The sequence below is a fragment of the Opitutaceae bacterium TAV5 genome (assembly GCA_000242935.3).
Classification (GTDB): domain Bacteria; phylum Verrucomicrobiota; class Verrucomicrobiia; order Opitutales; family Opitutaceae; genus Geminisphaera.
Window position 1 is genome coordinate 2,128,878 of the sequence record CP007053.1, and the last position, 21,123, is coordinate 2,150,000.

A 21,123-nucleotide genomic window follows, 5' to 3' on the forward strand; every position below is an offset into this window, starting at 1 on the left:
ATCTGTCTGTTCCGAAATTTGAGATTCCGATGCAATTTCCCGAAGTTTAGGTCGATCTAAAATACCGTCAGAATTATATGCAGCAAGCAACTTATCTCTAAGCGATTTATCCAGAACCCAAAAACCAAAAGTTGAAAATAAACGCTGCTGCTCACCAGATAATCTATAAGTCCAGCGCATTTCTCTGATCGGCTCTATGGAGTTGGTCATTGTGCCTTGGCAACCTGCCAAAGTAGCAATACAGAAAATCAGTAAAGTGATCAACAAGGTTTGTTTTTTCATTTTAACGTCCCCCACGCCAAAATCCCCACCGGGGAATACTGCGGTCATAAGATCCAACTCCAATTGAATAATTCCAGCCATAATTAACAGCAGATGTTGAGAATTCCCCGGTCCAAGATCCCCATGCGCGTCAAACCGGAAGGGGTCAGTCAAACCGGAAGGGGTCAAACCTTTATTTTTGATATTTTTATCCATTTTCTTTCATTGCAACGGGTTCCACCCTTCCTTGTGTGTGTGGGGGGGGGACATTGATGAAAGCAGGGCAGATTTATGGAATCTGACCGAGCTTCGCCCCGTCACGTCCCCGACTGGTGACGTAACCTGCTTTCTCGTTATCTGAATTCTGCTCATCCTGTTGCGATTGTTTCCCCAATCGCCGGGTTAAAAAATGTCAAAAGTAAAGGTTTGACCCCTTACGGCTTATCTTACGGCTTATCTCCTCCCCGCTCGGCAACGTAACCTGCTTTCTGGTTGTCTGTTTCTTACACATCCTTGCCGGTTGATTCCCCAACCGTCGGGTTTCAAAAAATGTTAAAATAAAGGTGCAAGTCCTTACGACTTATTCCTGTCTCTGCTTGATACTAATACTGTTTACGACCTTGTGTACTGCCGCATCCAGTTTTTTAAATAACTTGGGCGGCCACTGTTCGCCTTTCCCGCTTACATGTAATGAAAGAGAAAGTACGCTATCACCATCAATCACCCGATAAAACAATAGCTGTACAATTTTGGCAGTATCTGCTTTCAAATATACCTCCATCTTTACCCACTCACCATTTTGTGTCGCGTACACAGATCCCCGGGCCACCTCCAAGTCATTACTTATTCGCGGCTCATAATATTTTAACAGACTCTCCAAGGAATGGTTATTACGCAACTCATCCGGCATTGCCAATATGCCTATCGCAAAACCACCGATTGGTTTTTCCGTAAAAAAGCCACGCTTCATAAAGCTCGTTTTATAGACTATTCTTTTATCAAAAGACGTAAACATTCCTCTTGAATACGTCAATGCAGCATCAAGCTCAGACGGAATAACATAAGACACGGTCGCATTTCCAATCGTATAGACATAATCCTTGGCACCCATACTACAAGCAACAATAAACATTAACATAACTGTTTTCAGTATTTTTTTCATCTTCATCAATAAGTATGGTTAAATGGATCCCATATACCAGTACTCCATGTGTGCGGACTCATTACTTCGTGACCTGTTGGAGAGAACAAGAAGGGAGCCGCAGCCAATGATGTTATAAATCGGTGAGGTGCAAAAACTGCATTCAATCCAACAATATTGGGTACTGCATCGAAGGCATTGATCGTCCATCCTGCCCAATTTGCACCAACAGACTTAACGATTGCCCGCGAGGTTAGCAGATTGGTGGCTCCACCATATCCATAAACATTTAGTCCTGCCATAGACACTCCCTTGGATGCAAGATGACTCAATGCGTTCATACCTATTTGTGCACCCTGACTATGCAAGTAAAGAGAAGATCCCGCTGGATTTATCTGCTCAAGGACGCCTGCCAAATCACGCCCGAGACTGGAAGTTCCTGTCAGTTTTCCTAGAGCAGTTTCCACAATATCAGCGATAAAGCCATCTGTTGGATTATGTGCCAATATGAAGCTATCATAATTGTAATGCTCCCATCCGTTTTTAATAGCCGCATTAAGATCATTCAGTATACCATTTTCAAAAATCTTCACATCCCCTGTGATGGCACTACGCGGAATTTTGACTTCAGGTAAATGCAACCCTGGTTTATTAGGATCAGCATCAATTCTGTAAAACTCATGCTCAGCATTTTTCCAAGCATTAATGCCTTTTTGTACTTGTGCACCGATATACCCTGTTGCTGCCCCCATACCGGCGCCGATGCCACCTGCTTTTAGTGCTTGAGAAAAACTGCCACCGCTGGCGTATGTTCCAACAAAGCCTCCTCCAAACCCTCCGGCTGCGCCGGCTATAACCGCATTTGCGGTTGTTCCATAAGCAGCACCTGCAAGTGTAGCCCCCCATCCTCCTATCCACGCCGTTGCAATCCCTGCGACAACAGTCGCCACCTGTGGATAGCGTTGTGCCATCTTCCAAACCATGGGAGCAGCCGGTATGAAAACCGAAACAAGCTTTTTCATACCTTTGAATACCTTCTTAAAGGGCTTCTTAAGTTTCCCCCATAATCCATGTCCGAGGATATCCCATTGATTCACGGCATCGTTTTCACAGAAACCGTACAAATTATACCCGCCGCGTTCCTCGATGGGGTCGCGGTTGATGAACCGACCGTTGTGCAGGTCGTAGTAACGCTGGCCGTAATAGATCAAACCGGTCTCGTCATCGGTGTATTTGGTGCTGAAGCGGAACGGGTTTTGCCCGGCGGCCTCACCCTGCATCCGCAGGAGTTCGCCGAAGGGGCTGTATTCGTACACGCCGGCAAGGAAGCCGTCCGAGGCCCGGACCAGCGCGGCGATGTTACCGTTGCCGTCGTAGGTCGCAAAATAATTTTGGGCGATGCCGGAGGTGTGGTCGCTCATCTGCAGGAGCGCCCCCACCCCGCCGGTCGCGGTGAGCGAACCGGCAAGGTCCAGCCCCCAGGCGTAGCTGCGCACGAAGGTGCCGTCGGCCTTCGTTTCCGCGACGAGGTTCCAGCCGTCGTACACAAACTTCAGGTCGCTCGTCAGCAGCCACGGCCTGCCGTCGGCGGGCTTTTCGATCACCCGCTTGCCCACGCGGCGGCCCATGTAGTCGTACATGAATTCCAGCCGCTGCGCCGGCGGCCCCCCCGGGACCACCGCCCACGGTTTGGTCTCCATCGCCACGAGTCGGTTTTCGCCGTCCCAATAATAATTCCAGCGTCCGTCGCCGGTGAGGTTGCCGTCGGCATCGTAGGTCAGGGTTTCCGTCGCCGGTCCGATGAAGGCGAAGCGGCGGTCCACCTGCACAAGGTCGGCCCCGCCCGTCCCGGCCCCGCGCCGGACGGCGGCGGCGGTCACCTGCCGGGCCGCCGGAGCCTCGTCGTTGTCGAGCAGCACTTCCTGCTGCCAGTACCGGCCCGCCCTGTCGGCGGTTTCGCCGTCCACCGCCACGGCATCGGCATCCGCCGTCCCGCTCACCGACACGGTGTGGTTTTCGCGGGCGGTGATCTGGTTGAGGGCGTTCACGGTGAAATTCTCCATCAGGCCCGCGCTGCCGTTGCGCCCGGCTGCGCGGCGGTTGCCGGCGGCATCGTAACTGTAGCGGAAACCGCGCCCCGGCAAGGCGGCAGCCTGGGTCGCGGTGGCGCCGAGGTAGCCGTGCGCCGCAGTCAGTTCGCCGCGGTCGCTGTACTCGAACTGCTGGCGCACGGAATTGCCGTAGGCGGCAAACGCGTCGCCGGACTGGACGACGGCCGTGCGGCGGCCGAGGGCGTCGTGTTCGTAGGCAAAGGCACTGCGGTTGGCCGCGCTCCACTTGCCGGTCACGCCGGTGAGGAGGTTGCGCTTCGCATCCCAGGTGTGCGTCCGGGCAAAGCCGGTGCCGGTGGCTGCGATGTTCTGGACCAACGTCGAGTTGGCGAGGTAGGTGTAAGCGAAGGTTTGGCGGGCGGCGCGAATGGTATGCTCGATCGATGTGACGCGGCCGACCGAATCGGATTTGACGGACTGTGCGAGGAATTCCTCCCGATAGGGCATCGTACCCAGTTGAAAGCCGGCGGGGAGGCCTGCGGCGATGCCGATGCCATAACGGCGAGTGAAAACGCGGTTCTGGTAATAATCCGGCAGAGTCTCGGTGTGGAGTTGCCAGGGACAGCCGGTGCTCCAGCCAAAGGTACGGGTGCCGGTTATGTCGGAAATCGTGTCGGGCAGGCCAAGGCGGTTGAGCGTGCGAGTGACGGCGGGGGTGCCGTCGTTGTACCGGGTGGCAAGGAGATCCCCGGTCTGCGAGTCGTACTCATAGGTGGTGGCAAGGCGGGCTCCGCTGGCGAGGGTGCGCGCCCAGCGGCGTTCGCGAATCTGGCCGCGATTGTTGTAGGTGTATTCGACGGAGCGGTTGGCGGCGTCGGTCTTTTTGAGGAGCAGGCCGGTGGCGGGATCATAGGTCCACGTGGTCTGGTCGGCGGTGGCACCGGTGGCGTTCCATGTAGCGGAGCTCCAGTTGGAGCCATTGCGCCAGGTGGACAGGGAGATGCGCTCGCCGTACGCGTTGTAGGCCAGTTCCACGGGCATGATGGCGTCGCCCCATTGCCGGATCAGCTGACCTCGCTGGTTCCAGGCGTAGCGGGTGTATTTGCCGAGGGCGTCGCACTGCCATGCCTTGCGGCCCATGGAGTCATAACCCATTGAGGTGACGTTGCCGGAGGGATCCTTGATGGTGGAGACGAGCGTGGTGTTGGCGATATAGGTGGTGGTGGTGACGCCCGTTCGCGGGTCGGTGGAGCGGACGGGACGCCGGAGGGCATCACTCTCGGTTTTCAACTCGCGTCCGTCGAGAGTCTTGAGCGTGGCCTGGTTGCCGGTGACGGTCTCGACCTGTGTGGCGCTGGTGCCGGTTTGGCTATGGGTAATGATGACTTTGCGGTTGGCCCGATCAGGAACGGCAGTCTGGTAAAAGAAATTATAGGGGGCCTGGTATTCCGTGGTGGAGGAGAGAAATGTGCCTCCCGACAGATATCGTCCGGATATGCGAGCGAGTTCCCTGGCGTCGCTTCCCGAGCGGGGATAAACGTATTCGCGCGTTGTTATTTCCCAAAAGGTATTGCTGAAGGATGAGACAAAGGATGTATCCGTCTCCGAGATACGATCGGGGCCGGCAAGGTCGAGCACGCCGTTGTTGTTGATGTCGAGACCGCTGCGGAGGGGTTCTCCGGTCGGGCCGTACTCGTAAAGGGTGGGAGCGAGGCCGGTGCGGGTGGTCCGGACAAGCAGGCCGCGGGTGTCGTAAGTCTGCTCCTCGATCAGGGAGGGCTGGCCGGGCGCGCCGGGGCGCTCGGCGCGGACGGCACGGCCGAGCCAGTCGGTCCAGGCGCGGGCCCAGCGAGGGGAGGTGGCGGTGGCCATGTTGACCTGGGTGCGGATGCGTCCATCCGCCTCGACCGCGTACGCGTGGTACTCGGGGATCACGGCGGAGCCGGTGACGGAAGCGGGGCGGCCGTCGAGGCAGAGGGTTTCCGTTTTCTGCCCGCCGTCGGGGTGGGTCGTGGTGGTGGCGCGGGCGGCGGGGTTGTAGCTGAAGGTGCGCTCGCCGCGCCCCGGCGCGGTGTCTTTGACGAGGCGGCCGGCCTTGTCGTAAACGAAGGTGGAAACGAGTTTTTCCGTCGTGCCGGGCGAGGATATCTCCTCGCGCAGCACATTGCCGGCGGCGTCGTACGTGAAGGTAGCCACAAGATTCTGGCCGCCGGGATTGAGCGTGGTTTTCCGGATACAGCGGGCGCCGGCATCGTAATCGTAGCGGGTCTCGATGCCGGCGGCGTCGCGCTCCCAGGCCAGCAGGCCGGCGGACCAGCCGGCCTCGTAAATCTCGCCGTTGTGGGATTCGCGGCGGGTGAGCTGGTGGACGTAGTTGTAGGTGTAACGGGTCCAGCCGGTGAGCTGCCAGGCGGAGCCGTCCCAGACGTGCGACTCGGTGCGGGCGACGCGGGCGAACTCGTCGCGGATGGTTGTCTCAGTCGTACTTTTGAAGGGGATCAGCCAGACTTTTTCCATGCTGGTCCCCTGCCAGGATTCCACCGCTTTCGCTCCCGCGACAGAGGCAGAGGCGCCCGCGATCACGGCGATGCGCGAGGCGGCGCCGCTGTCTTTTTTCGTAAAGACGAGGGTCGAGGCATCCCATGTCCCCCGCTGGTAGACGTAACTCTGCCTGGCTCCCGACGGCTGCGTGAGCGAATACATCTGCCGGCGGAGGAGAGGATTGGAGTGGTTCTCCTTGTAATAGCGGGTGACGGTGGTGGTGACCGCGCCGTCGGCCCCCCCGATGTCGCTCCGCGTGGCGATCACCGTGTTATCCGTATGTTTGTACGCGATGCTGGTGGTGCCGGCGAGGATTCCGTTGATCCGGGTCTCCGCCTTCTTCAGGCGGGTCAGCATGCCAAAGAGGTCTTCGGCATACTCGTAGGTGGTAACCTGGCCGGTGTTGCGCGTCACCGATCCGGGGGCATTCACGAAGGGCGTGTAAGTGCGGCTGATGGCACCGAGTTTCTTGTCTTCGTCCTCATCGGCCGGGAAATAGTCGTAAGCCTGCCAGGAACCGCCGTTGTCGCGCGTGGCGGAGATGAACCCGTAACTGCCGCGGTCGCCGGCATTGTTGTGGTAATCGGTGAAGGAGACGGCGGGATTGACATCGCCAAGCTGTTCGCGAGTGGGAGTGTGGCCCCACGTGTAGCCGGTGTGGAGGCGTTCCGCCCGCGTGGCAACGACACCGGAGGGAGTGGCCGAATCGGATATTTCGACGATTTCGGTATGGCCGGCGGTGGGGTCGGCCGGATTTACGGAGGCCCAGCGACGGATATCGCAAGAGACGGGTGCGGCGCCGGCCAGGGTCCAGCCTGTCGCGATCCAGGTAAGGCCAAGACCGCTGCCCTGCCGCTCCAGCGTGGTAATGTCGGTGCGCAGGACGGGAGCGTTGTCGGCGGGAGAAGACGGGGAGCGGATCTCGCGGGTGATGCGCAGCGCGAAGTCACCGGTTTTCTCGACTTTGTAGGAAACGAAGGGCTCCCCGGTGACGGTCATGGGTTTTGAAGGGAAGCCGCTTCCGGTCGCCTGGAGGGGGTTGTAGAATTTGATGGAATACGACGTAGCGGAATCGGCGACGATATCGACAAATGCTTCGTTCGTCATGATCTGACGAGCGCTCCGGTTCGCATCGTCTGTTTTGTTGTTACGATGGACTTTTATCTCCTCCGATTCCTCCTGGAGGGCGAGCGTCTCCGGCAGGCAGTAAGGATCCCAAGGCGAGGTGCCCGAGCCGACAAGCAGCAGGGAGCCGGCAGATTCGCCATTGCGAAGGGAGCCGAGCGAAACTTGCCAATGAATGCGCCCGGATGCCAGCGACGTGGCCTGACCGGCCGGGGCGGGCTGCGCAGGCGCAGCCGGCAGGATGCGGAAGGATTTTGTCGAGACCTTGCCGCTCATCTTGAATTTGGTCTTGGTCTCGCCATCCACATGAACCGAGTAGCCGGGGGCGGGGGTAAGCACGACGGTTTTGTCTCCCGTCTCCACAGAATTGATCACGAGATCATAATAACGGCCCGGTTCTAGAAAACGGGTTTCAACTGGCGTTTTTATCTTTCCCTTTCCCGTGACGGTAACAGGAGCGGTATCACCAATTGTGGCTTCAATGGATCCCTGATTGTAAAGGTATGCGCTCGTGCGAGGGGGAATATACCCCGTAGTGGTCGCGGAGATGACGACTTTCACAGCGACTGCAACGGGTTCATCAATGACCTGCGCACGGCCGCCGGATGCGACGGCGCAAGCGAGCCCCATGGCGGCAAACACAGCAATCATTGTCTTTCGGCCGACGAGCCGAAAGGCGTACCGGAAATCCTGGATAAAGGGACGGAAGAGCGAGCGCATCGCGATGTCAGGTCGTTGAGGGAAAAGGTAAACGAGGGCAGGAAAGACACGGAGAGGATCAGGGAACAGGGACAGCGACGGCATCCTCCATCGCCCCGGAGTCGGAGGTGTTTTCGGAAGAGGCGCCTTCTATCAGGTGAAGGCGCAGGGCGGCGGTTTGCCCGATGGCATCCGCGGCTTCCCTGTCATCGGCCAGCGTCTCCTCCGCGACGGCATCGCCGGATGCCGTATCGGCTGAATCGTTACGAACTTCGGCGCGCCGGCTGTCGCTGTCAGGCAAGGCCGCACGCCGGGCGGCCCGGGCCCGGTCGGCCTGGCGAACGGCCCGCCGGTAGCTCTCCGCCGCCTCGCCGGTCGTACCGACCAACCGCTCCTGCACAAGGCCGCGCAGTTCCTCGATGTTGGCGAGTTTTTCGGGGTCGTCCTCCGACAGCGCTTCCGCCCGGGAGAGGTGGACGAGCAGCCGCCGCGCGGCACGCCGGGCGGCGGGCATGTCGCCGGCATCCCGGCTAGCATGGGCCACGCGAAGGAGACTGGCCACGCTTTCCATGTGCCAGTCCCAGGTGCCGCGAGGCGAATCGTTCAGCTCCTGCAACCGGCTTTCGGCGGCGGCTTCGTCCCCGGCCTGCATCAGACGCCGTCCTTCGGCCAGCGTGCCGGCAAGACGGGCCTTTTTCGCCGCCAAGGTGGCGTCCGCATCTGGCGCGACGGGGGTGGCGCTGTCCACCGCCGGTTCGGACCGGAGGGGGACCGGCGCTTCTGTCGGCGGGATGTCGTCCCGCGCAGGTGGTCCGTCAGCGGTGGCACCGGAGGCCAGGCTGGCGGAGAGAAAGGCGATGGCGAGGCAGGCGGATCGCATGGTGATCGGGATTACGGGGTGAAGATGCTGAGATTGACGGTGCCGGACTGGCCCACGACCTGGACCGGGCGGCCCGCCGCGATGCCGAGGGCGTTTTCCATGGCATCGGAGAGGCCATTGCCGTTGGTATCGGCATCCGCTCCGGTGCTGCTGCGGGAGGAGGTGGTGACCACGACGCTGCCCCCCGAAGTGATGACGTAGATCACGGCGGTGGCCGCCGCACCCGCCGGGTGTTTGTAGTAAAAACGGGCGACACCCTCCGCACCCGCCTGCAAGGTGAGGCTGTCGGCAAGCGTGGCGCCTGCCGTATTGCCGGCGGCAAGTTTGCCGGAACCGGAAGCAACCATGACCAGAACGGAGGCCCCCGGCACGAGGGCATGGGTCGCCGCATCGCGAATGGTGATGACAAACGGTTCGCTGTTGAAGGCGCCGGCTTCGCCCTGAAGGTGACTTTGCGAGGGCTCCAGGAGGTGGGAGGCGGTGGCGTCGAATCCCCAATGGGCGACCTCGACCAGCACCTCGGGCGAGGCGCCGCCGAACCATTGCACGCCGTCCTGCACCATTTTCCACTGGAACCGGTAGGTGCCATAGGCGGCGGGAGCCTTGATGTTGAAGCTGAATGTCCTGGTCTGGCCGGGGGAAACGTCGCCGTTCAGGGCGACCCGGGTCAGGCCCCAGACCGCGTTGTCGCCGACGCTGCCCAACCGGTATTGGTCCCCGGTCCGCCACCAGGTGCCGCCGCTGTTCATGAAGGTAAGCGAGACCTGCCGGTTCTCTCCGGGGTTGAGAAGAGCGGGCACCTCCTGCCCGACATACCGGGCATTGTTGACGGGAATGCTCGCGTGAAATCCGGAACCGGACGCCGCCGTCGCGTGGAATCCCGGCCCGAGAGTGATCGTGCCCAGGGACTCGAAGGCAACGGTCGCGCCGCCGTTGATCACCACCGGTCTTTCGGACGTGGTGATGGCGTTGTCGGCCTGAAACAGGACGGTCGCCCCGCTGTTGGCCGTCAGGCTGCCGGAGGGGCCGAACGCGATGGCGTTGCCGGCGTCCAGAACGAGTGTGGCGGTGTTGTTGACGATGACTGCGCCGGTGACCGTGAGGTTGTGGGTCGCCTCGAAGGTCTTGCTGCCGGAGTTATAGGTCTTGGCGCCGACGTTGGCATCGGCGGCGGCAGACGCCCGGAAAGCGAAGGAGAGACCGGCCAGAAAAGCGGCGCCGATGCGCAGCCATGCCACAACCGGAAAAGAGAGAGGGACCCGGCTCATTTTGAGGTTTGTTTCAGGAGGGCGTTTTCGGTTTCCAGCCGGGCAATCCGCGCGGTCCAGGCTTCCAGTTGCCGGGCCTGCCCAGAAAGTATCCGGTTCTGGTCGGCGAGTTTTTTGTCCTGCTCGATGAGGTGGAGGGTGAGTTCCTCGATTTTGGCGAGGAGGATGGTTTGCATCTCGCCCAGGCTGACACCTTCGGCAGCGACAGCGGAAGCGGCAGGCACGCCCGGGAGATGCCGTTGGTTTTTGATGTGCTCCTCGACTTCGGAGAGCGGCGTCAGCCGGTAACCGTCGGCAAACACGTAGTCGGCCCAGCCGGTATCGACGATGATCTCCTTGGCGCGGATCGGGCCGTTGACGGTGAGTTTGTGCGTTGGGGCACCCGGGACACCGATCCCTACGTTACCCGTCACGATCATCTGCGGACCGCCAACCACAACTCCCCCTTCAAAATCGCCGTCGTAATTCAGAAACAAACAGTCGGTGGCGATACTGCCTCGGTCACAATGCACCAGCGCCCGATTCCCCAGCTTCTGGCCCTGGTTGCGGCCGTCACGTTTGCCCAGGATCAGATCGGGACCGCCCACGCTGACGCGGCCGTTTACATCGAGCGGATACGCCGGAGCACTTACCTTGATACCGACCGCATCAGGAAAGACCGTGACCTGGGCCGACAGGGACAACGACAGCAGAACAGGAGCGCCAAACAGCGCGACGAGAGCAGGAGGGATGCGCATGGATACTGATTCGAGGGCTGGCAGAGAGTCGAGGAAACCGGATCGATCTTTTCCACGCTCACCGGATCGATCGTGAGGTATGAACCATCGGCCAGATCGGGTCGGGAAAAGGAAAGCAGGGTGGCGTCTCCGGAAATCGGCAAAGAACGAATATGAGCAAAACCGTTACTCCCGAGATCACGTGCAATCAACCGGTTTCACTATGCGTGAATTTGCCTAATTTGCGCATATTCTGACCAAGCCCGGAGAATCAATCGCCGTCGTCGTCCGACTCCAGAGGACCGTAGTATATTTCTCCCGACAGCGGGCTGGAGGGCGTCGCGCCGGGAAGCGCCGGGATCAGGTAATAACCGATGCCGCGTCTCCAGTTCTGCATGACAACCCCGGCGTATTTGACGGTGCGTTTGATGGTCTTTTTCGGGTTGGCCGGATCGGGGTCCGCGAGCGTGAGGCTGCCGCTGAACTCGCCGGTGGCGGGCTTGAGCGCGAGTTTCGGCTGGAGCGGTATTTTGGGCGCGCGCACCTTGTTGTTGGTCCAGAGGCCGAAATAGACGCCTTCGAGCAGGTAAGCCTGTTCGCCGAAATCAACCGACTCGCTTTCATGAAGTATGAGTTGCGTGTTGCCGTCTTCGGGAACGAGTCCGAAGAGGAGCTGGCCTTTGGCGGGCGGATGGTAGGGCGCGCCTGCAATGGCCAGAGGAAGCGGACCGAACCCTTCGGGGTACGACTGCACGCCCTTCTTGCCTCCCGGGGCAACGGGCGCCCGGCTCCAGGTGAGTTCGCCGGGCGTGACCGGATCGGCGGCAAAGCGGTCAGGCAGACGAAGCCAGCCGACAATGGAACCGGCCGGGCTGGCCTCGACCGCATGGAGCGGGAGGGTGCCGTCGGCGGAAATCGCGGTGGCGCCCTTGAGCGCGGGCGAACCGTCGGCGGGATAAAGCACCCACTTCACCTTGCCGTCGAGGGCCGTGGTGACGGAAGCCGTCGTATAGCCGACGGGATAGCGGGTGTTCTCGACCGGGTTTTCCATCACGAGGGTGTACGCGCCGGCCTGGCTGGTGGCGGGCCGGATTTTTTTATCCCACGGATTGCGCCAGGCGGTGACGGTTGCCTGCAGGCCGCCGGCGGCGGGCCGGACAAAACCGGTGACCGCGGAACCGTCTTGCGGGATGTCGAGATGCAAGGCGAGCGGCGGCAACCCGCGCGGCGTGAGCACGGCGTCGAGAGTGGCCGAGGTCGTCGCGCCATCGGCCCAGGCAAGCTGGCTGCGGAAGGAGGTGCTGGTCTTGCCGACGAGAAGCTTGCCGGAGACGGCACCCTTCGCCGTGGAGGTGAACGTCAGGAGCGCGCCGAGGTTCTGGTTGAGAGAGGCCGAGCGTTCCACGTAACCGCTGAAGGTTCCGATGGCAGGCGAGGGAGCAATCTCGATGAAGCGGGTGACGGTCTGTTTGCTCTTGTCGGCAAAGGTGACGGTGAGCGTCACCGTCGCGCTGCTGACGGTGGTGGCGCTACCCGTGATGGCTCCGGTTTTTTTGTCGCCTTTCAGCCCCTTGGGAAGGCCCTTGTAGGCATAGGAGACGCCGCCGGGCGGGACGGGGAAGTCGATGCCGCGGCCGACTTCGCCGTAAAGCGTGGGCACGGGCTGCTCGCCCGGTCGGGGCTGCACGGTGAGAACCATGGCGCCGATGCTGTGCGCGGTGCCGTTGAGCGAGGTGCCGTCGGCGGCGTTGGCCCGGAGCGTGTAAGTGCCGGAATCGGCGGTGGCGATGTTCCGGATGACAAGCTGCGTCGTATTGGCTCCGGAAATACGGTTGTCATTGAGAACGGGCTTGCCGTCGCGGAACCAGGCGAGGTTTTTCAGACCTGCGCCGGCAACGGGCGCGGGGAACCGGTACGTGTCGCCGGCAACGGCGGTAAGGGTCTGCTGTCGCGGTTCGTAAACGGTGACATCGGCGACATCGGAAGTGATGGCGCCGAGAAGATTGGACACGCGGCAGGTCCAGGCTCCGCCCTGGGCGACGGTGATGCCGGAAAGCGTGAGCCTTCGGGAGGTGGCGTCGGCGATCTCCTTGTTGTCGAGGCGCCACTGGTAGTTGATCGCATTGCCGGTCGCTCCGGTGAAGAGAACCGGCGGCGGGATGGCGCCGGCAGGAACGATGGTGAGTGCGGCCGGCTGGTTGGCGGCGGTAATGAACGGCGCGGCAAGACGGGTGCCGTAAAGCGTGAGCGTGGTGCTGGCGTTGAGGGAGCCTGTTCTGGTATCTGCCGTGCCGTCGTTGACCGAGAGCGTCCATTTGCCTTTGGAGAGTTCCCCCCAGTGGCGGACGCTGACGAGGGTGGTCTGGACGCCGGAGCCCTTGTCGTTTTTCCAGCGCGGCAGCAGGGTGCTGGTAGCGCCGGAGGGGGAGCGCAGCGTGATGGTGAGGCTGCCGCGGTAAGGATGCGCGATCTTGAGGTCCACGACAACGTGTTCGACCCGGATGTTGTTGCCGAACGAGGTGAAATCGAAAACCGCCCGGGCGCTGCCTTTGTCGGGAATCGGGACGGCGCCGGTCGTCAGGAAACTTGCGCTGACGTACGGGTTGTTCTCCGGGTTGTCGTCGGCGTAGTTGTCGGGGAGGTTGATCCACTCGCGGGCGAGCTTGACGGCTTCACCGGCGTTGACGAGTCCGCCGCCGGCGCTCTCGCTGTGCTTGATGGGCGGCAGGCCAGGCTGGCCGCCATCGCGCGTGACCCATGACGACGCGCTGATTCGGGTGGAGGTGCGCAGGAGGATTTCCTTCACGTCGCGCCAGCCGAGATAAGGGTTGGCCTCGAGCATGAGGGCAACGACACCCGAAACGATCGGTGCAGCGCTGGAGGTGCCGTTGAAGACCGCAGTATAGTCGAGATCCGCCATCTGGCCCAGCGTAGGGTGGGTGGGCGTATGGTAGCCGCGCGCGCCGGTGCGATCGGTCGTGACGACGCCCACTTGCGCGTCGCCGGGGGCGCTGACGAGCAGGTGCGGCCCGCCCTGGCTGAAATCGGCGACGCGGCCCTTGTTGTCGGTCGCGCCGACCGGGAATGCATACATGCTGCCGGCCGCGATGGGATTTTTCACACCGGGGTTGACTGACTGGTGATTGCCCGACGAAAAGACGAAGAGGGTGCCGCTCCCGAAACGCCCTTTGCGAGTGCCGGTGGCCAGGGCGTCGAGAATGGCCTTGTAGGTTGTCTGCGCGAGCCAGTCGGAGGAGGTGGGGGCCTTGTAACTCCAACTGTTGTTCTTGATGTGAATGACGTCCTCGGGCGGAGGGTATTCGATGCCGGTGTCTTCGTCCTTGAGCAGATCTTCTTTCGGGCAGTCCCAGAGGAGCGCCTCGGCAGCCATGGCGGGAGTGACCTTGTCGTGCCCGAGGATGCGAAGGCGGGTAAGGCTGGCGCGGGGCGCCACGCCGGTCACGCCCTTGCCGTTGTTGCCGCGAGCGGCGGCGAGACCGGCGACAGCGGTGCCGTGTTCGTCGGGCGTCACGAACTGGTATTGCGGATCGGCCTTGCGCGCGGCGGCTTCGAGCGGGGCGATCCAGTCGTGATGCTTGCCGCCGAGATTATCCATGAGATCGGGATGATCGACTTCCGGCAGATATGGCCAGTCCTCCGCTTCCATGTCGCTCGACGGCCTGAATGCCATCTGGAGTCCGTCGTCCACAATGCCGATGCGCACGGGAACGCCGGCGATCCCGGACTCGGCTCCGGTGTAGCCGAGGTTCCAGGCAGGCCGGACATTGATATCGTTGCCGCCCTTGCCGCCTTGCTGGCCGTAGTCGAAGAGATGCCACTGGCGGGAGAAAAGCGGATCGTCGGGATCGGCGGCAGGACTCATCCGGGAAGCGAGCATGGGCATGGCCAGGCGCACGCCTTCCATGCCGGAAAGGGCGGCGGCGGCGCGCAGGGGCTGGGCGGGGTCGCCGGTGACATCGGCGAGCCAGGCGCCCTCGGAATACGGGACGGGACGCAGTTCGCCAAGGCCGAGCTCGAGTTCGCCGGCGCGGGAAGCCACGGCCGCGGCGGCGGCGGGCGTATCGGTCTCCACCCATACCTGCATCGTCACGAGGAGCCGCGATGCAGGACTGCGCGCCGAACCCGCCGGGTAAAGGACGAGATGGGGCTGGACGCCGGAGGAACGGTCGCCGGCGCCACCTGTGGCCGGCGCAGTGTGGTCCGCCGCCACCTCGAGGAGCGCCGGAAGGTCGGCGGCGGGGGCGTCGAGGCGCAAGGCGTTGTCCGCAAGATCGGAGCGGGTCGGCAGATAGAGTTCGTCAAACGAAACGATGTAGTCGGCGCCATCGGTGTTGGCCGGAATGCGCCAGACGGCCCCGGGAGGCAGACCGACCCAGGCGGGATTGGGGTTGACGGGAGAGGGGCGAAGAGCGGACGGATCGGTGAGCGGGGCAACCGGTGCATAGTTGACCGGCCCGGTGATGCCCGCGCCATCATCGGCATCCTCCGCCGCCGCAGCGGAGGTAACGAACGCCGGGGAGGATTGCGGCGCGACCGCCGGCAACTGCGGGTCCGTGACGGAGGGGCCGGACAGTTGCCAGACGAGGCAACCGAGCACGCCCGACAGCAGAAGAGCCGCATACAGTTTCCGGGGCTTTTTTCGGGAGGGATTCGGGCGAAGGTTCATCAGATCGGGTCTCCGGCAGGCATGTTTCTGGAAAATTTGAAACCGGGAAGTGTAGCGAAGCGTTGCCGTCGGGAATAGTCAGGTGAACACCTGAAAAAATCGCATGGCAGGCGGGAGCAGGGTCGGACGGGAACAGTCAAGGAAGCGGGTTTCGGAGAGAGAAGGAGAGGGTCGGTATTTCAGATTGCCGGATCAAGGCCGGTTACACGAAAAACAGTCCGGCCAGTCCGGTCGCGCTCATGGCGGCAAGGATCCAGGTGACGCGTTTCGGGAGCCCGCCGGCGCCGTACGCGATGGCGATGCCGGCCTTGCCGACGTTGTTCGCCACCGAGGCGAGCACGATCGCCTTCACGGCCAGCGCCAGCGTGGCGGTGCCGTCGTGATGATTGTTTGCCATCAGCAGCACGATGGCGTCGGGGCTTGTCAGGCCGGAGAGAAACGACAGAGGCAGCACGCCGTCCTGCCATTGCAGCTCGGTGCACGCCTTGACCAGAAACGCCGCCACCGCGTAGAGGACGGCGAATTGCAGAGCCGCCTTCAGGTTGAGCGGATTTTTCATTGCCGGCGTCGAGACGGTTCTGGCATGCGCGTGCCGCCGGCCCCACCAGATCCAGCCGGCGTACGCGAGACCGGGCAAGGCCATCAGCGCCATCGGCACGAGAAGCGGCCGCACCAGCTCGATGTCCACCAGGCCGGCCATGACGAGAAACCGCGGACACATCGTCACGCAGGCAAGGATCACCGCGAGCGAGTAGTCGGCCCCCAGCGCGGGCATGTCCTTGCTGCGTTTGGCAAACGTGAGCGTCGTCGCCGTGCTCGACGCCAGCCCGCCGACCAGGCCGGTGATGGTGATGCCGGCGTTGGCGCCGAGGAATCGCATCAGCACGTAGCCCAAAAACCCGACGCCGGAAATCAGCACGACCATCATCCAGGTGGCGTAGGGGTTGATCGCGTTGAACGGCCCCATGTCGCGATCCGGCACCAGCGGCAGGATGACGCCGGTGATGGCCGCGAACTGCAGCGTGGCGCGCATGTCCTCGGCGGTGAACGCGCTCGTCCACCGGTGCAGCGGCTGCTTGACGCCGAGCATCACCATCGTGAGCGCGGTGGCGAGGATCGCACCCTGCGTGTAACCCCAGTTGATGAGCGCGCCGATCAGGCAGGTGAGCATCGAGGCGGCAAACGACGTGCCGCCGGGCGAGTGCCCGGTCGTGTCCTTGAAATGGGCGACGAGCAGGTGCAGCCCCACGAGGGTCATGACGACGGGCAAGGTGGCGTTGATGTGGTGGTCGGAAATCCAGGCAGCCATGCAGCCGAGCAGCCCCCACAACGAAAACGTGCGCACCCCGCCAAAGTCGATCGGCGGGCGTCCGCCGCCTTCACCGCTGGCAAGCGACGCCAGGGTCTGCTGGTCGCTCCATTGCCGGATCAACCCGATCTGCGCGCCCAGACAGGCGCTTGCCACGAGGGAACCAAGGAGGGGGTTCATGATCCCACCGGTATGACTGGCAAACCGGTGGAGACAAGCCGGATGGCGCGGGTTCTGCCGGCCGTCGTCCGGGCGCCGGTCAGTTTTTGAAAACCACGCGCGTGTCGCAGATGTAGTCGTGCAACGAACGTTTTTCCCCGTCAAAGCCGGCGATGATGTAGCCGACCAGGAACGTCATGATGCTGAGCTGCTCGGCAAAATACCGGCCGATGATGCGTCCGGCCGAAAGCTTTGTCCCGTCGGCGCGGACGAGGCGGATGCCCACCGCGAGCTTGCCGGGCGTGGCGTCGAAGCGACGGATGAAAAACACCGAGTAGCCGATCCCGATGATCGTGCCGACCACAAGGCTGGCCATCTGCACCAGAAGGCGCGGACCAAGCTCGGAAAGGTCGGAGGGCGGCTGCGACAGATCCACTCCCAGCGCCGCGGCGACCGAAAAGATCACGACCAGTTGCGGGACAACGCACAGGGCGAACAGGCACACGCCGTCGATCAGCTTGGCGGCGAGGCGAATCCAGAAACCGGCGAACCGCGTTCCGGTGGCCGGAAAAACCGGTTCACCGAAAGGAGCCGCCTGCCCGCCGGCGTGCCCGGCTCCGGCCGAAAGCGGGGCCTCCCCCGCCTCAACCGCGAACTCTCCGGCTTCTGCATCGGTGTCCGGCAGCGGCGGCAATGCCGGAGGCCCGGGAGGCGCCAGTTCGGACCACGGCTGCCAGTTGTCCATGCCCGGCCTCCACACCAGTGTGGCTGGCGTGATCACTCCCGTCTGCACCAGCCGGTCGAATTCGGATTGGGAAACGGGCCCGGTGCGCTGGCCGTTGAAAACATAGTACCATTCCATGAGATGTAAGCGTGCGCCCCTTGATGGCGCGGCCAATGGCTGCCGCAACGGTTTTGTTGTCGCACCGGCTCTCCTCTCCGGATGGCCGGAATCCGGAACCCGTCCCGAGCAGCGTGCTTGCCTTTGCCCGTCCCGGGGAATGTTTTTGCCGGCGAGCCTTGCCCCAACATCCTTGCCGACATCCGCACCACCACATGAACGACGCCGACGACTACGATGAGCCCGATGTGTTTTCCGGTTCCCATCGCGCCGAACCCGGTGAGGTCGGGCTCATCGAACCGCACGATTTCAGCACGACGGAACCGTTTACGTTCGACGATGGCCAGGTGTTGCCCGGCTTCACGCTGCGTTACGAAACCTACGGCCGCCTCAATGCTGCGCGCGACAATGCCGTTCTCATCTGCCATGCCCTGAGCGGCGATCACCACTGCGCCGGCATCCATTCGCTCGCCGACCGCAAGCCCGGCTGGTGGAACAATCTCATCGGCCCCGGCAAGGCCGTGGATACCAACCGGTTTTTTGTGCTCTGCTGCAACGTGCTTGGCGGTTGTCAGGGATCGAGCGGTCCCTCGTCGATCAATCCGCGCACCGGCCAGCCTTACGGCATCTCGTTTCCCGTGGTGACGATCCGCGACATGGTGCGTTCGCAAAAAATCTGGCTCGATGGCATCGGCGTGCGCGAACTCTACGCGGTGATCGGCGGCTCGATGGGCGGCATGCAGGGGCTTCAATGGGGCATCGAGTACCCGGATTTTGTGAAGCGCATCGTTGCGATGGCGACCACGGCCCGGGAAAGCGCCCAGGCCATCGCCTTCAACGAAGTCGGCCGGCAGGCGATCATGCAGGATCCGGACTGGAATCACGGCGACTACGGCCTCGGCGGCGGACCGCGCGTGGGGCTGGCGATCGCCCGCATGATGGCGCACATCACCTACCTTTCCGATGCGTCGATGGACCGGAAATTCGGGCGCCGCCAGGTGCACGAACGCGCCGGGGTGATCCAGCCTGCGCCTGTGCGGGCAGGCGTCGCGACCGCTTTCGATGTCCAGTTCGAGGTCGAGAGCTACCTGCGCTACCAGGGACAGACGTTCATCAACCGCTTCGACGCCAATTCGTATCTCTACATCACGCGTTCCATCGACCAGTTCGACCTCGCGGCCGCGTACGGTTCGCTCGAGGACGCTTTCCGGAAAGTGAAAGCGCGGATGCTGGTTGTCGGGTTCACGAGCGACTGGCTGTTCCCGCCGGAACAGAATCGCCGGATTGCCGAGGCAATGCTTCGCAGCGGCGGCAGCGCCAGCTACGCCGAACTGACCACCGATCTCGGGCATGATTCCTTTCTGCTGGAATCGCCGCAGCTTTACGACCTCGTGCGCGGCTTCCTGGATATCTGAACACGGAGCCAACCGGCTCCTGCTTCCGGCTCCCTGTTTCTCCGCCTGCCCGGAAAATCCGGGCAAAAAAAGACCCGGATGCTGTTTTTCAGCATCCGGGTCATAAACCTGGCAACAACCTACTCTCGCAGGGCCTAACGCCTCACTACCATTGGCTGCTCGGGGCTTAACGGCCGTGTTCGGGATGGGAACGGGTGGAACCCCCGGCATATAATTACCAGGAAATCGATCTCCCGTGAGGGAGAAATGGATAAAGTCTGCTCTTTTTGTGGATGTACCTGTAAGGAGGTTAAATAAACGCCTGGTAACACCAGAGGTTTGCATAAACAAGCAAGGCAATTAGTAACAGTAAACTCAACGTATTACTACGCTTACATTTCTGTCCTATCAACCGGGTGGTCTACCCGGACCTTGCACCAGTCCGAAGACTGGATTGTGATCTTATCTTGGGATGGGCTTGGCGCTTAGATGCTTTCAGCGCTTATCCCTTCCGAACATAGCTACCCGGCGCTACCGCTGACGCGATAACCGGAACACCAGAGGTTCGTCATTCTCGGTCCTCTCGTACTAGAGAATGAACCCCTCAAATCACAAACGCCCACAGCGGATAGAGGACCGAACTGTCTCACGACGTTCTGAACCCAGCTCGCGTACCACTTTAATCGGCGAACAGCCGAACCCTTGGGACCTTCTCCAGCCCCAGGATGTGATGAGCCGACATCGAGGTGCCAAACCGCGCCGTCGCTGTGAACGCTTGGGCGCGATCAGCCTGTTATCCCTAGCGTACCTTTTGTCCTATGAGCGATGGCGATTCCATATTCAACCACCGGATCACTTGAACCTGCTTTCGCAACTGCTCGACTTGTAGGTCTCACAGTAAAGCTCCCTTATACTCATGCGCTCTATAGCCCGATTACCGACCGGGCCGAGGGAACCTTCGTAATCCTCCGTTACTTTTTGGGAGGATTCCGCCCCAGAAAAACTGACCTGCTATCACTGTCCCACAACCAGATCATGGTAGTGTGGTTAGACGCCTAATTAACATAGAGTGGTATTTCACATTGTGACTCCGACTGGCCCTGGAGCCAGTCCTCAAAGTCTCCCACCTATTCTACGCAATGAAAATCAAGCGACAATAACAGCTTACAGTAAAGGTGCATAGGGTCTTTCCGTCCTGCTGCGGGTAGGCGGCATCTTCACCGCCACTACAATTTCACCGAGCCTCTCTCCGAGACAGTCAACAACTCGTTACACGATTCGTGCGGGTCGGAACTTACCCGACAAGGAATTTCGCTACCTTAGGACCGTTATAGTTACGGCCGACATTCACGAGGGCTTAGACGCGAAGCTTGCACCTCACGCTTTCACCTTTTCGCATTGGTCACGTGTCACTCCCTATACATCGTCTTGCGACTTGGCAGAGAGCTGTGTTTTTGCTAAACAGTCGGTTGTTGCTATTTACTGCGGCCCCTTGCGGGGCACCCCTTATACCGAAGATACGGGGTTAATTTGCCGAGTTCCTTAGAGAGATTTAACTCGCGCGCCTTGGAATACTCATCCCGGATACCTGTGTCGGTTTGCGGTACGGGCGGCCTGCATAGTGGCCAGTCAAATTTTCTTGGAATCTCCTTCGCCAACATCCGCTCAGCCGTGGCTTTGCAGTGCCCTGTCAAAAGGGTCCGTTGGTTCCGTCAATCCGTCTTCGACTGGATAGTTACAGGCGGGTGCAGGAATATTAACCTGCTGTGCATCGACTACTCCTTACGGCCTCGTCTTAGCTCCCGACTAACCCTGAGAGGACGAACCTTCCTCAGGAAACCTTATCCTTACGGCGAGGTGGAATTCAACCACCTTTATCGTTACTTATGTCTGCATTCTCACTTCCAAGAGCTCCACAGTCGGTTGCCCCTCCTGCTTCACTGCCACTTGGAACGCTTTCCTACTACTGTATTGCTACAGTCCACAACTTCGGTACATAGCTTGAGTCCCGATCATTTTCGGCGCAAATTCGCTCGATGGGTCAGCTGTTA

At 61.2% G+C, this 21,123-nt stretch carries 9 protein-coding genes and 2 rRNA genes (1 of these 11 cut by a window edge); 1 reads left to right on the forward strand and 10 read right to left on the reverse strand.

Features of this window, described 5'->3' with window-relative positions; genetic code table 11:
- Positions 1-841 precede the first annotated feature (841 nt).
- The 8 genes from OPIT5_09455 to OPIT5_09490 form a co-directional block, all read right to left on the reverse strand.
- Positions 842-1,276: a hypothetical protein gene (locus OPIT5_09455; protein AHF94257.1), complete on the reverse strand. Its 435-nt coding sequence runs from the start codon at positions 1,274-1,276 to the stop codon at positions 842-844.
- Between the two features lie 152 nt (positions 1,277-1,428).
- Entirely contained in the window at positions 1,429-7,839 is a 6,411-nt protein-coding gene (locus OPIT5_09460; GenBank protein AHF90391.1) for a type IV secretion protein Rhs, read from the reverse strand.
- 58 nt (positions 7,840-7,897) lie between these two features.
- Complete coding sequence (locus tag OPIT5_09465; protein ID AHF90392.1) at positions 7,898-8,698, reverse strand: hypothetical protein; 801 nt, start codon at positions 8,696-8,698, stop codon at positions 7,898-7,900.
- Between the two features lie 11 nt (positions 8,699-8,709).
- Entirely contained in the window at positions 8,710-9,966 is a 1,257-nt protein-coding gene (locus tag OPIT5_09470) for a hypothetical protein (protein ID AHF90393.1), read from the reverse strand.
- Positions 9,963-10,703: a hypothetical protein gene (locus tag OPIT5_09475; protein AHF90394.1), complete on the reverse strand. Its 741-nt coding sequence runs from the start codon at positions 10,701-10,703 to the stop codon at positions 9,963-9,965. The genes OPIT5_09470 and OPIT5_09475 overlap by 4 nt, the downstream gene beginning before the upstream one ends.
- 250 nt (positions 10,704-10,953) lie before the next feature.
- Positions 10,954-15,369 (reverse strand): propanediol utilization protein, encoded by a 4,416-nt coding sequence (locus tag OPIT5_09480; GenBank protein ID AHF90395.1) that lies wholly within the window; start codon positions 15,367-15,369, stop codon positions 10,954-10,956.
- Positions 15,370-15,571: 202 nt separating this feature from the next.
- Positions 15,572-16,858 (reverse strand): membrane protein, encoded by a 1,287-nt coding sequence (locus tag OPIT5_09485; protein AHF90396.1) that lies wholly within the window; start codon positions 16,856-16,858, stop codon positions 15,572-15,574.
- Positions 16,859-16,937: 79 nt separating this feature from the next.
- The gene (locus OPIT5_09490) at positions 16,938-17,699 is read right to left on the reverse strand and encodes a transporter (GenBank protein ID AHF90397.1); all 762 of its coding nucleotides are present in this window, start codon (positions 17,697-17,699) and stop codon (positions 16,938-16,940) included.
- A gap of 194 nt (positions 17,700-17,893) precedes the next feature.
- On the opposite strand from OPIT5_09490, the gene OPIT5_09495 reads away from it, so the two are divergent.
- On the forward strand, positions 17,894-19,093 hold the full coding sequence (locus tag OPIT5_09495; GenBank protein AHF90398.1) for a homoserine O-acetyltransferase: 1,200 nt from the start codon (positions 17,894-17,896) through the stop codon (positions 19,091-19,093).
- 106 nt (positions 19,094-19,199) lie between these two features.
- On the opposite strand, the gene OPIT5_09500 is transcribed toward OPIT5_09495, so the two are convergent.
- Together OPIT5_09500 and OPIT5_09505 are read right to left on the reverse strand one after the other, a co-directional pair.
- A 5S ribosomal RNA gene (locus OPIT5_09500) occupies positions 19,200-19,315 on the reverse strand.
- 112 nt (positions 19,316-19,427) lie between these two features.
- A 23S ribosomal RNA gene (locus tag OPIT5_09505) occupies positions 19,428-21,123 on the reverse strand (it continues 1,133 nt past the right edge of the window).